This window comes from Streptomyces sp. IBSBF 3136 (genome assembly GCF_036815105.1).
Classification (GTDB): Bacteria; Actinomycetota; Actinomycetes; order Streptomycetales; family Streptomycetaceae; genus Streptomyces.
In genome coordinates, this window is sequence record NZ_JAJSZC010000244.1 from 1 (window position 1) to 12,294 (window position 12,294).

At 68.5% G+C, this 12,294-nt stretch carries 12 protein-coding genes and 1 pseudogene; 8 read left to right on the top strand and 5 right to left on the bottom strand.

Features of this window, described 5'->3' with window-relative positions:
* The first annotated feature begins 331 nt into the window (after positions 1 to 331).
* A pseudogene (locus tag V7E45_RS40775) lies at positions 332 to 1,150 on the top strand (transposase family protein).
* A gap of 42 nt (positions 1,151 to 1,192) precedes the next feature.
* Here V7E45_RS40775 and V7E45_RS34265 read toward each other — a convergent pair.
* Positions 1,193 to 3,988 carry a tetratricopeptide repeat protein gene (locus V7E45_RS34265; RefSeq protein ID WP_333778148.1) on the bottom strand — a complete coding sequence of 932 codons (2,796 nt, stop codon included), beginning with the start codon at positions 3,986 to 3,988 and terminating at the stop codon, positions 1,193 to 1,195.
* 189 nt (positions 3,989 to 4,177) lie between these two features.
* Between V7E45_RS34265 and V7E45_RS34270 the strand changes: the two genes are divergently transcribed.
* Positions 4,178 to 4,567: a hypothetical protein gene (locus V7E45_RS34270; protein WP_333778149.1), complete on the top strand. Its 390-nt coding sequence runs from the start codon at positions 4,178 to 4,180 to the stop codon at positions 4,565 to 4,567.
* 148 nt (positions 4,568 to 4,715) lie between these two features.
* On the opposite strand, the gene V7E45_RS34275 is transcribed toward V7E45_RS34270, so the two are convergent.
* Positions 4,716 to 4,874 carry a hypothetical protein gene (locus V7E45_RS34275; protein WP_333778150.1) on the bottom strand — a complete coding sequence of 53 codons (159 nt, stop codon included), beginning with the start codon at positions 4,872 to 4,874 and terminating at the stop codon, positions 4,716 to 4,718.
* A gap of 146 nt (positions 4,875 to 5,020) precedes the next feature.
* Between V7E45_RS34275 and V7E45_RS34280 the strand changes: the two genes are divergently transcribed.
* The 5 genes from V7E45_RS34280 to V7E45_RS34300 all read left to right on the top strand — a co-directional run bounded on the left by V7E45_RS34280 (position 5,021) and on the right by V7E45_RS34300 (position 8,322).
* Positions 5,021 to 5,581 (top strand): hypothetical protein, encoded by a 561-nt coding sequence (locus V7E45_RS34280; protein WP_333778151.1) that lies wholly within the window; start codon positions 5,021 to 5,023, stop codon positions 5,579 to 5,581.
* 215 nt (positions 5,582 to 5,796) lie between these two features.
* Positions 5,797 to 6,186, top strand: coding sequence for a hypothetical protein (locus tag V7E45_RS34285; RefSeq protein WP_333778152.1), 390 nt, complete (start codon positions 5,797 to 5,799; stop codon positions 6,184 to 6,186).
* Positions 6,187 to 6,527: 341 nt separating this feature from the next.
* Positions 6,528 to 6,779: a plasmid mobilization protein gene (locus V7E45_RS34290; protein WP_333778153.1), complete on the top strand. Its 252-nt coding sequence runs from the start codon at positions 6,528 to 6,530 to the stop codon at positions 6,777 to 6,779.
* A complete protein-coding gene (locus tag V7E45_RS34295) occupies positions 6,776 to 7,159 on the top strand; it encodes a fic family toxin-antitoxin system, toxin component (RefSeq protein WP_333778154.1) in 384 nt (127 codons plus the stop codon). The genes V7E45_RS34290 and V7E45_RS34295 overlap by 4 nt, the downstream gene beginning before the upstream one ends.
* 620 nt (positions 7,160 to 7,779) lie before the next feature.
* Positions 7,780 to 8,322, top strand: a complete 543-nt coding sequence (locus V7E45_RS34300; protein ID WP_333778155.1) for an RICIN domain-containing protein — start codon at positions 7,780 to 7,782, stop codon at positions 8,320 to 8,322.
* Positions 8,323 to 8,397: 75 nt separating this feature from the next.
* Here V7E45_RS34300 and V7E45_RS34305 read toward each other — a convergent pair whose 3' ends face one another.
* From V7E45_RS34305 to V7E45_RS34315, 3 genes are all read right to left on the bottom strand, one after another.
* Positions 8,398 to 8,874 (bottom strand): GNAT family N-acetyltransferase, encoded by a 477-nt coding sequence (locus V7E45_RS34305; protein WP_333778156.1) that lies wholly within the window; start codon positions 8,872 to 8,874, stop codon positions 8,398 to 8,400.
* 155 nt (positions 8,875 to 9,029) lie between these two features.
* Positions 9,030 to 9,626: a hypothetical protein gene (locus V7E45_RS34310; RefSeq protein ID WP_333778157.1), complete on the bottom strand. Its 597-nt coding sequence runs from the start codon at positions 9,624 to 9,626 to the stop codon at positions 9,030 to 9,032.
* Between the two features lie 69 nt (positions 9,627 to 9,695).
* A protein-coding gene (locus V7E45_RS34315) for an IS5 family transposase (RefSeq protein WP_333778158.1) occupies positions 9,696 to 10,504 on the bottom strand; the annotation gives its coding sequence in 2 pieces (ribosomal slippage) (positions 9,696 to 10,154 and positions 10,157 to 10,504; 807 coding nt in all).
* A 1,266-nt stretch (positions 10,505 to 11,770) separates the two neighbouring features.
* Here V7E45_RS34315 and V7E45_RS34320 point away from each other — a divergent pair.
* Positions 11,771 to 12,136, top strand: coding sequence for a MerR family transcriptional regulator (locus V7E45_RS34320; protein ID WP_333778159.1), 366 nt, complete (start codon positions 11,771 to 11,773; stop codon positions 12,134 to 12,136).
* Positions 12,137 to 12,294 lie beyond the last annotated feature (158 nt).

The following is a 12,294-nucleotide window of genomic DNA, read 5'->3' on the forward strand; positions in this document are numbered from 1 at the left end:
TCCCCGCCCACCGGCGGACCGTCGGGCACCCCTGCCGCCGTACCCCCCACGACCCACGCACGTACGGGCAGACTCGCCCCGCCAATCACGTCCGCAGCGACGCGTTCCAGCTCGGCCAGATCCTCCGCGTCACTGGACACACAGACATGCCCTGCCCCATGAGTGGGCAGCGGGCAGTGCAATTCGGGCGCGCGCCAGGCGTCGTTCAGACGGGCGCGCAGAGCGGAGGCGTCCACGCGGCCAAGTGAACAGCACGGCACTGACATTGAGCCTCTTCAACCTGCATCAGCAGTAAGCCGTTGGGCTGACAACAGGGTGAAGCCCCTGGTAGATGGGTTTTCGACCATCCGGTATCGATCTGTCCAGCCGCACTCTGAAGCACCTATCCGGTCTCCTCGCAGGCCACCGTCGTCGGATCGGCTCCCGGTGGCGGCGCCTGACCTGTGGTCGGCAGGCCGTGCTCGTCCTGGCCCACCTGCGCTGCGGCGACACCTACGCCCGCCTCGCAGCAGGTTTCCGCGTCGGGATCGCGACGGTCCACCGGTACAGACGCGAGGCCGTCGACCTCCTGGCCGCTCTCGCGGCCACGCTGGAGCAGGCCATGACGACGGTGCGGAAGAAGGCGTACGTGATCCTCGACGGCACCGTGCTGCCAATCGACCGCATCGCCGCCGACAGGCCGTACTACTCGGGGAAGAAGAAGCACCAAGGGATGAACATGCAGGTCCTCANTCCTCGACGGCACCGTGCTGCCAATCGACCGCATCGCCGCCGACAGGCCGTACTACTCGGGGAAGAAGAAGCACCAAGGGATGAACATGCAGGTCCTCACGGATCCAGGCCGGCCGTCTGATCCGGGCCTCGCACGTGCTACCCGGAGCCGTGCACGATCTGACCGCGGCCCGGACCCACGGCATTCCCGCCGCTCTCGCCGCTGATGACATCAAGTGCTGTGCTGACACGGCGTATCAGGGCGCAGGCCCTGCTGTCCGCGTCCCGCTCCGGGGCAAGAACCTACGCGGCTGGCGTCGTCGTCACAACCGCGATCACGCCAAAATCCGCAGTCTCGGCGNTCAGAAAACTCCGCTGCAACACCACCCGGATCACCGCCGTCGTCCGTGCCGTCGTCGCACTCGAACTCGCCACCTGATCGAGATGGAAAAGGCTCAGTGACTGAGGATTGGGGTGGCAGCTAACTGGGCCGCCTTCTGGAGGCGCGGGCCTGTGCTGCTCGGTCTCGTACTTCGGCTTCGCGGCGCCGATCGCCAGTCTCTCGAAAGATGGCGGCAGCGGCAGAAAGAGCCTTAATGGCCTCGTCGAACTTGCGTACCTGACACAGGCTAAGCCCGACATTCTTCCAAGCGATGCCTTCGCCGTGGCGGTCGCCCAGCTCCCGGCAGAGCGACGCATCCTGGGTACCAACTTCAGCAGCCTCGTCGAACCTTCCCTCTTGGACGAGGGCTTGGCCGAGGGAATTCAGCGTAGAGGCCGCACTGCTGCGGTCTCCGGTTTCCCGGAAGAGGCTGGCAGCGGTGGTTAGCGGAGTGACAGCCTTGTCGAATCTCCCCTTTTTGCACAGCAGTTGTCCGAAGTTGGCCAGCGCCATGGCCTCGCATTTAATATATCCAATCTTTTTGGAGAGGCGAGCAGCGTCAAGAAAAGCGTCGGCAGCCTTGTCGAATTCCCGCATCGCGAGCCATGCGGCCCCGCGGTTGTTCAGAGCATCTGCCTCCCCATGGAGGTCGTCGTGCTCACGGAAGAGGGCAACTGCATCAGTGTGGGCCTTGACTCCCTCCTCGAACTTGCGCGCGCCGACCAGCGCCATTCCGAGGTTGACCAACGTTACGCCCTCGGCGTGGCGGTCTCCTATCTCTCTCCAGTAGGCAACGGCCTCGGTCAAATAGTCGATACTTTGCTCGGGTGCGCCCAACGTAGTCTGGATTGGCCCTAAGATCCCCATTACCCTGGCCCCGCCCAGACTGTCTCCTACTTCCGCGAAAAGAGCAGCGGCGTCGGTGAGGACCTTCGCGGCATCCACGAATTTCTCCAGGAATGCCAGAGCCTGTCCGAGATTACTCAACGTTATGGCTTCTACGTGGCGGTCTCCGGCCTCACGGCAGAGATCGAGAATCACTGAGAAGACGTCGACAGCTTCCTTGAACCTGCCTGCACGGATCAGGGCACGCCCTAGACCGTCGAGCGCTGCCCTCTCGTTGTGACGGTCGTCGGCCTCACGGCAGATGGCAACGGCGGCAGTGCTGAGATTGATCCAGTCGTTGGTATGGCGGCGCAGGTCGAAGAACGTACCAAGAGCCAGTGCCAGTCCTGTTGCCGCGGCGTGATGTGCAGGGGCTGCCGTGGCGGCGGAGACGAGATTGCCCCGTTCGGCCTCCAGCCACTCCAACGCCTGACCGCGGTCGGTGAAGTCATCCGGGAGGGGCCAGCCTGGCGTCGTCTGCAGGTGGGTGTCGGCGGCCTGAGCGATAGCGAGGTAGTGGTCGAGAAGGCGCGCCACCGCCGCGTCCCGGCCGTCTTTCGCGGCAAGGTCGCGCCCGCGCTCGTCCGCAAAGAGCCGTACGAGGTCGTGCATGGACCAGCGTTCGCCGTATGCAGCCTCCTGGTCGGCCCCACCCGGCGCCGTCTGCTCGACCAAGTGGGCTCGGGCCAGGCCGGCCAGGAGCCGCCGGGCCTGCGTCAGGCCCCGGTCGAACAGCTTGGCTGCCGAAGCGGTGGACAAGTCCGACCCAGGAGCCGCGCCCAGCAGCCGGAATGCGCGCGGCGCATCCTGGTCGAGGTGCCGGTACGACAGCTCGAACGAGGCCCGAATGGCTAGCGGCTGCCCATTCGCATCCGCGCTGCCGTAGTCCAGCGCGTCCAGGCGCATCCGTTCGTCCGCCAGTTCCCTGGCCTGGGCCGCCAGCGGCCGGGCCGGCTCGTCCCGTAGCAGTGCGCCGATGATCCGTAGGGCAAGCGGCAGGAAGCCGCACAGCTGCACGATCTCCAGCGCCGCTTCGGGCTGGGTGGTGACGCGGTCGTCTCCCGTGCCGCCGGCGCGCAGGGCCCGGTCCAGCAACGCTACGGCGTCCGCGGCGCTCAGCGGCTTGAGTTCGATCAGGCGCATGGGTATCGCCGAGAGCCGGTGCCGCGAGGTGAGCAGGGCCCGGTGGGGCGTGCCGGGCAGCAGAGCGCCGGCCTGCGCGGGGTCGCGCACGTTGTCCAGGACCACCAGCAGCGGCCGGTCCTGTGCCGCGAGCTCCGCCAGCTTCTGCCGCCAGGCGTCGATCTTCCCGTCAGGCGTGGGCGGCAGGTTCCTGGTCTTCACCCCCAGGGCACGCAGCATCTGATCGGCCGTCTCGGCGGCGCCAACCGGTTCGTCGCCGTACCCGCGCAGGTCCGCGAAAAGGGTCCCGCCCGGGAACCAGCCCCGGGCCCGGGCCTGATGGGCCGCGTGCAAGGCCAGCGCCGTCTTGCCGACGCCGCCCATGCCGGAAACGGACGACACCACAATGGCCGCCGCCTCCTCGCTCTGCTCACCGGCGCCGTCCTGGGGCTGCAACCACTCCAACACCTGGTTGATTTCGTCCGCTCGGCCGGTGAACACTGCCGGGGCCTGCGGCAGCGTCATCGGGGCTGGTGCCAGCACGTGATTGGCCGGAGCGCTCGGAGGGCGTCCGCCACGCGCGGCGTTGCGTTCCTTCCGTGCCTGAACCAGCAGCGTCTCCCAGTACTGCGGGGACTGCGGGGCGTAGTCCGACTCGGCCTCCTTGGCGTTGCTCTGGAGGTCGTGCACGAGCGCCAGGAAGTAGCGGGTGTACGCGCCAGCGCTTGGCACGGCCGGCCCCTTCAGCCACCCGGCGATGGACGAGAGGGAGACTTTGACGGGCGGCAGCTGCCTCGCGCCCAGGCTCGCCATGCTGGCCAACGTCGGCGAGCCCGCCGCCTTGTAGAGGGCGTCTAGCTCCGCCCGTAACCGCTCCGCGTGCCCCATCGCCGGTCCTTTCACCGCGTACGGCTTGCAAGGTTCGAGATCGTCGGAAAAGTCCTCAAACTCGTGGCTGACCAGCCTAGTCGTCAGCGCACGGGACGGTGAGCCGATCGATGGAAACCCCTTGTAAACGGCCTCCTTGGCCTTCCGCCGGCTGCAGTCCGCTGCTGGCTGATCTTGCAGGAGACCGCTATGCCCGACGTACCCGTGCACCTCGCACCCGAGGCCGAACCGGCCGCCCGCCAAGCGTCCTCGGCATCCGTCCCGACCGTACTGATCGTTGTCGTACCGGCCGGGGCCGTCCCCGCTGGCTCGACCGTCGTACTCGCCCTGACCGCCGAGGCGTTGGCGGACGGGGCGGCGTCGCCGGTGACGGCGAGGCCGGCCCCGCCGCCTCTTCCGCCCTACCCCCCGTCCCTTCCCGGACAGCGCTTCACGCGCAGGCTCCGCGAGTGGAACCTCGCCTGGTGGTTCGCTGTCGCTGCGGCCGCACTCCAAGTACCGGTGAGCCACATGCTGGCCTACTACCTCCACCAGCACGGGCTCATCTCGCCGCTGGACTACTGGTTCCCACTTGACTGACCGCTCCCCGGCACGCGCGCAGCGGTCCCATGGCGCGACGGGACCGCTGCACGCAGACCAGGGAGCGATCGGTCGAGGCATGTCTTCAGTAGGTGAGCCACACATCACTCAGGGCATGACCTACAGGCTGGGGCAGACGGGTGACCACTCACGCGAGGACCCGGTCGACGCTGGCGAGCAGGTCATCGGCAGCCACACGGACAGCCTCGCGGTCGACCGGAGCGAGCGCGGGGACGGCGGCGGTGAGCCGGCCGGTCGCCAGGAGACCGGCCACGAGCTCGGCGCCCCGCCCGTACTCGCCCCGCACCGCCACACCGTACGCCTGGCCCGCCGCCCGCCGGGTCTCGGGAGCGCTCCCGGCGAGCGCTGCCTCCGGGGGGGGCTGGCTGAGGCTGCTTCGGGGCCGCGGGGCGCCCTCTCGAGCTGGGCGAGAGCCGTCCGGCGGCTAGGGAAGTGGCTGATCAAGGCGGCGACATCCCGGGCCCGTGCCGGCTGGCCGGCTGCGCTGAGGGCGCACGCCATCTCCGTCAACAACTGGCCCTGCACGTGGTGAATCTGCCGGGCGGCACGGGAGAACACGCATGCCTGTCCGACCACCTGGTCGGCTACGTCCGCCGCCTGGCCGGACAGCCCGGCCGCACTCAGCACGTGCACGAGGGCGACGAGTGCCTCGGCCTGTCCCACCGGGTCCGCGATGCGGCTTGCCACCGCCTCGGCGTTGGCGATCACCAGCCCGGCCTGTTCGGCCATCGCCCCGCAGGCGAGCCACCACCCCACCTCAGCGAATTCCGAAATCTGCTCCTCGTGCTCGCCCGCCGGATCAGTCATGACGGCCGTGAGCCGGACGACGGCGCCGGCGGCCTGTCCGGCCCGCTCGCCGTACCCGGTGTCGACCAGTGCCCGCGCCAATGCGACCAGCGACCGGGCGAGCTCGAGCGGGCGCGTGACCAAGTGAGCGGCCACCTCCGCCTGTTCGGCCAGCCATGTGGCGTGCTCGGCGGCACCAGTGCGTAAGTGGACCCGGGCCAGCACGGTCAGCGTCCGTGCTTGGCGTCCCGGCGGTGTCATGTCTCCGACGACTTCCCCCGCTTCGACGGCCTGCGGCCGGCCCGCGGCATCAAGTGCGTGGGCCAGCGCGGCAGGCACCAGCGCCCGGGCGCCGCGAGTGGCGCCGCGGGTCAGTTGCGCCGACCGGTCGGCCGCCCGCGCCGTCCGCAGCAGCCAGTCTCGTGCCGCGGCGGGTCGCCGTACGCCAGCAGTACATGGACCGGGCGATCCCCCAGTTCGTAGGAATCCCGGCGCCCGCCGTCACCTGCTGGACCACCGCCCACTCCGACGTGCACTGGGCAAACCTCACCGAGCCCCTGCGACTCTTGGACTGGGAGGGCTGGGGCCGCGCGCCGGAAGGGGTCGACGCCGCCACGCTCTACGCCTACACGCTCCTTCAGCCGGACGCCGCGGCCCGCGTCCGGTATGTCTTTCCGATCCTGGGCAGCCAGGCCGGCCTCGCCGCCGAAGCGACCGTGTGTGCCCAGCTGCTGCAGACGGTGGCCCGCGGTGACAACCTGGTCCTAGAGAACCAACTCCGGAACTGGTCCGAGAAGCTCCGCCGGCGCTGACGGCAAGGGCCGCTCGGAGCCCCAGGCCTATCCTGCTCCCCGCGCCCGCGGGGATGTGCCCGCGTTCAATGCCGCGGTGAAGCGCCGCCCGGGTGCTCCCCGCGCCTGCGGGGATGGTCCCATGAAGGAGCTGATCCGCACCTGGCCGCCCGCGTGCTCCCCGCGCCCGCGGGGATGGTCCCCAGCACGGATTGAGGGCCTTGGGGAGGTCGCGTCCGTGCTACCGCGCCCGCGGGGACGGTCCCTGAGTGGTGTGACTGTCCCTCGGTGCTGAACGTTGTCGTTACGAGGTTGAGTTGAATCGGCTGTAGCGGGGTGTACGGGCAGCTACGCTGGTGGGTATGGGAAAGAAGCAGATTAATGTCCGTGTGGATCAGGACGAGTACGACGTGATTGCGGAGCGGGCGGCGGCCGCCGGCATGGATGTGTCCGAGTACGCCCGTCGGGTGCTGGCTGACGAGGGTAACGACGTGCGGCACCGGTTCCTCGGTGCGGCCGAGCACTTCGCGCAGGAGTGGGGCCCGCACTTCGCCGAGCGGTTCGGCCACCCGGCCCCGGAGGCGAAGGACGAGACGCGCGGGCGGGCTGCGTGATCCTGCACATCGACCGTGCCTGGCTGCTGGATCTCGCGCACCGCAGCGTCCCCGGTGACCCGGACGTCCAGGACTTCGGCACGCTTCAGGCCGCGGTGGCCCGGCACGCCGACAAGGTGATGGACCGGCCGGTGTACGCGCAGGTCCACCACCGTGCGGCCGCGCTCATGCACCAGCTGATCCGCGTGCCCGCACTGGAGTACGCCAACGAGCTGTTCGGTGCGATCGTTGCGGCCGCGTATCTGTCGGCGTCCGGCGCGATGGTGACGGTGGATCACAAGCAGGCGGCGGACCTGGCCGAGCGGATCGCACGGGACGGGCTTGACGTTCGCGAGGTCGCGGACGAGATCAGGGGATGGACCTCCCAGCCGCGAAGCTGAGACATACGTACGGAACCTGCCATGACGGCAGGTGGAGTGGTCCCCGCGCCTGCGGGTAGGGAGGGACGGACCCGCGGCCGGCGCGATCGCCTCGCTGCGAAGTACTCCTTGCCTTGCGGGATTGGTCCCTACGTCTACCCGTGGATGCCGGGCGAACGGCCCTGCTCCCTGCATCCGCAGGGATGATCCCGCGATGATGTTTCCGATAGCCGGGTCCACGTCCCGCTCCCCGCGCCCGTGGGGATGGCCCTTCGACAACACGAACGAGCTGCTCCCCGCGCCCGAAGGGATGGTCCCAGTGCGACCACCTCCGCGTCCTGGCGCAGGACGTATTCCCCGCGTCCGTGGGGATGGTCCCGAGTGGAAGCGCATGGCACGCGGTCGACGTCGTTCTGCAGTCCTCCTGTCGCCCACCTGGAGGGACCGCGTGTTCCGCGAATGATGTGGGTGCGTGGCCGGATCCGATCAGTCCAGTCACCCGCAGGGGTGGCAGGTGCGCTGGGTATCGGCCACACCGCGTGGTCTGCCCTTTCCTCACGCTTTGCACGGGGAAGTCTTAGCGGCACCGCCCATCGGCGAGTGTGCGAGCTGGCGCGCCCCCACGAAGGAGAAGAGGCCACGTGATCGGCACCATGATGAGGTTCCTGCGACGGCCGACAGAAGCCGTAGCCAGCGCAGCGGCAGTCCTTGCCTGCGTGATCGGAGTTGCTCGGCCCGCGCAGGCGTCCCCGGCCTATCATCTCGTTCAGATCAAGACGTCCACGGGCAAGTGCCTGACCATCAGGAACCAGAGCACCAGCGACGGCGCTTCGCTTGAACAGAACCGGTGCCAGAATCTTCCCGCTCAGCGTTTCAAGAGCATGAACGATGGCGTCGCGAACCCGACCCACGAGATCAGGACGTTCGTGGACAAGTGCCTGACCATTTATGGCGCGTCCGGGGGTAACGGGATCACCTGGCCGATTATCCAGCAGGAGTGCAGGGAGGGTTCCTTTCATCAGCGGTTCACGTACTTCGCCGAGAACGGTCAGTCGGGCTTCGGGTTCAGGTCGTTGTCCGTGGGGCTCCGCTGGACCGTGACGGGCGTCAGCGACGGTGCCAGGATCGAGGGCGATGCCTGCGACGGGTCTGCCTCTCAGCGCTTCACACTCGTCTACGTGTGAGGCCGTGCCGCTCCTCACCCGCAGCGGCACGGTCCCTTGGAGGTGACCGTCCTCGTCGCGGCCGTCAAGGAGTGGCTATGTCCGGCCGCGCCATGATGGTGCCGTGTAACAGCGGACGGCGACGGTTTGGTGCGGACTCCACTGCTGCTCGACTATGGCCATCAGTTCCCAGCCCAGCCGCTCATACAGGGCTGCCGCCGCGGTGTCGGATGCGACGACGTCGAGCACCGGGTGCAGGCCACGACGCCGCGCTTCCTCCACTGCTCGGCCGATCAGCAGTGCACCGATCCGGTGTCCCCTTGCACGCGGCGCGACGAACAACCTGCTGACCACGGCGGTCATACCTCCCGTCGTCCCGTTCCGCTCGCTCCACAACATCGGGGCCAGATCGTCTTCGCCGCCTTGCGACAAACTGACATGCCCCACCAGGCCGCCTTCGAGTTCGGCGACCCAGGAGCCCAGCAGGGGACCGCGTGAGAGCCACTCGCCCGGCTGATCGGGCCAGTTCACCGGATAGCCGTCGCGCGCATGGACCTCCGCGAGGATCCGCACGCACTCCTCAACGTCACCATCAGCCCTCTGCCGGATCCAACGGCTCGGCCTCTGATCAGGCACTGCGGAGCTTTCGATGTTCACTCCGGCATAGAAGCACGAGCCACACAGTCACAACCAGCCACTTTCGGCGGACAGGGCTTAGACGCCGTTTCTTATGGCTCCGGTGAGGGCTGGGCGGCCTGGGGAAAGCCCAACTCGTCCAGCAGCGCGCTGAATAGGTCTTCCGCAAAGGTCTCCCGCGAGCGCAGTAGCTCTTCGATCCGGGGCTGCTGCGCTGTGGCTGGGATGCCAGCCGCTGCAGCCCAAACGATGGCGCCTTCAGCGTCGGCTGGAACATTCACGTCGAGCTCCGCGCGTTTGTGCCTCACCGCCTCGTTGAACGCGGGTGTGCCCACCCACAGGCTCGCGTCGTCCAGGTCCTCTGGTTCCTCGGTGAGGAGTGCCGCAGCGTTATCCAGGTTGAGCCACGCCTGCCAATGCTGCCCGTTGGTTCCCAGGCCGCTCACGAAGGCGATGTCGCTATCAGAGACGTCTGCGACGCAGGCCGGTGCGCCGGTCCATCCGACCAGGGCGGACAGGTAGCCGTCCTCCCATAGTCCATGATCGAACTGGAGGGTTTGCCAACCACCCGGTCGCGGCCACCACGCATGCACGGTGTCCTTCAGCTCCTGGCTGATGCTGTTGAACACGGGTGCTTCCAGCAACGGACGCTTGCTACGGGCAAAGACCAGGTGACCCGAAAATCCCACGGACCCTCCTCCTTGGAGACGTTGCGCGCACCTTACGGGCTGCCATCGACAGAGCAGGCTTGGGCCCGCTCAGCTGCTGAGTCGGCGATAGCCGATGAGGGCGGCAGCTATGCCGACGAAAGCGAGGAAGTGCTCGGCCTTGCGCTCGTAGCGGCGGTGCAGGCGTCGGCATCCGGCGAGCCAGGACACGGTTCTCTCGACGACCCAGCTATGACGGCCCAGGCGTGTCGAGGACTCGATGCCTTTGCGAGCGATCCGGTGGCGGATGCCCCTCTTGCGCAGCCATCGCCGCAGGTGGTCGTAGTCGTATCCCTTGTCGGCATGGAGCTTGGCGGGACGCCGGCGACGCGGACCGCGATGGGAACGGATGGGCGGGATCCCGCGGACCAGCGGCTTCAGACCGAGACTGTCGTGCATGTTGGCGCCGGAGATGCCCAGCGACAATGGCAGTCCATTCCGGTTTGTGATCAGGTGGATTTTCGATCCCGGCTTGCCGCGGTCGGTCGGATTCGGTCCGGTCAGTGGCCCCCTTTTGCCGCCCGCACGCTGACGGAGTCGATCGCACACCGCGACCAGTCCAGATCGCCTCTGGCACCGAGCTCGTCCAGGACGACCTGGTGGAGCCTGGCCCAGACCCGATCCCGGCTCCACTGAGCGAAGCGCCGATAGACGGTGGGCCAGGCAGGGCCGAACACCGGCGGCAGCTGCCGCCATGTGCAGCCCGACGTGGCCACGAAAATGATCGCCGCCAAGGTCTCGCGATCCCCGGCCCGTCGCCGACCACCACCCTGTGGGCGTCTCACCTCCGTTGGCGGCACCACCCGCCGGAACAGCACCCATAACTCGTCAGGCACCAATCGCTCAACCAGATCCGTCATGCACGGTTCAACGAACGAGCACGCCATAAGAAACGACGTCTTAGGGCGGCGGGTTGGTGCCGTGGATGGTCTGGGTGGTCGGGGTGGCCGGCAGGAGGTGGTGGATGCCTTTGCCGCGGGGAGTGACCAGCGCGGTGATGCCGGTGTCGAGTGCTGGCACGGGATGCCCGTGGACGGCGGCCTGTGTCAGTCTCAGGTCGAGTGCGTGTGCTGATCTGGGGCGGTTGAAGCGGGCACCGTGACGGACCGGCAGTGAACCCGGGGGCGGGTCGGTGCCGTCCGTGGGGGAAGAGAGGTGCTCTGCTGCCGGCTGCCTGCTCGAGTCGCCGGCTACCGCGCCGGTGTGAGCAGCTGTCCGGCGAGTGCTGCATGGAGCGATCGTGATGACCTGGGTGGGCGGGATGCCGCCTGGGGCTGTGCTGTCCCTGTCGCGAGGCGAAGCGTGTGTAATGCGCCGGCCGGAGCGCTCATGGCCACTGCACCAACTCGATCCGGTAGCCGCGGGTGAGGGCCGCAGCCAGCGCGGCCAGGTCACCGGCCCGGCATGGGGGCGATAGAAGGCCCCTGGCACGTCGGTTGGGTGGTGTCGGTACGTCATGTGTACGGCCCCCCCGGGCCGGCTGCTGCCGCGCCTTGGCGCCTCGATGCCGGCAGGCCCGGGCGTCACGTGCGGTCGTCCGGCGGCGAGCCCCTCGGCAGCCGCCGGCAGCCTCCGGCACGGGTTCCTGTCCGGCGATGAGCCCCCAGTCACGTCATCCGACGCCGAGCCCCGGCCCCGGGTCGCGGCAGGCTTGCCGGCCTCTCGTCGGGGTGGAGGAAATCTGTCGTGGTCGTAGTAGACATCGGCCGTGGGCGGGGTTAGTGTTTCTGTTGTATTCAGGAAGTCGTGGTGGGCGCGGCAGACATGAACTGCCGTGCGGGACGATCATGCAGGACGCGGACTTGGACGCGGACCGGGAGAGTGGTTCGTGTGCGGTGCCCGCGGTGTTTGACGTAGTGCAACCGTGTAGCCGAGGTAAAGGAGCGAGAACGCCATCAGGATCGCCCGGGCGTGGGAATCGTCGGCCCGGGTACGGCAAGACCCCGGATTGGAAGGTGGTCCCCGGTCACGCAGTCGCGATCCCCGCACGTCCGCTCTGGCGGGCGGAGTATGCGGACACAGAAGGCCGGCATGGTTGGCCGGTAGATGGTGTTGAAAGCTCGGGGCCCGGTGCGCCTGTACGGCGTGCCGGGCCCCCCGACGTGCCCCCAGGGAAGAAGAGGTCTATGCCCCCTCGCAGTACCCGTCTTGTCGACAGTCTCGATGACGATGATTATCCCGCCTACACCATGGGCCGGGCTGCCGAGATGCTCGGCACCACCCCCGCCTTCCTCCGCGCCCTGGGCGAGCACCGTCTGATCACCCCGTTGCGTTCCGAGGGTGGCCACCGCCGTTACTCCCGCTATCAGTTGCGTATCGCCGCCCGCGCCCGTGAGCTCGTCGATCAGGGCACTCCCGTCGAGGCGGCCTGCCGCATCGTCATCCTCGAGGACCAGCTCGAAGAGGCCCAGCGCATCAACGAGGAACTGCGGGCCCGGGGCGGCCGGCCGCAGCCGCACCCCCCGGTCCCGCAGACACCGGGCCGGCCCTGAACGCCGCTGCACGCCGGCACCGCCGCGTTCAAGGGGTGGCCGCGGCCGCACCTCCCGGTCGCGCGGACGCCGGGTCGGCCCTGAGGGCCGTTGTGCGCCGCTGCCGCCGCGTTCAAGGGGTGGCCGCGGCCGCACCTCCCGGTCGCGCGGACGCCGGG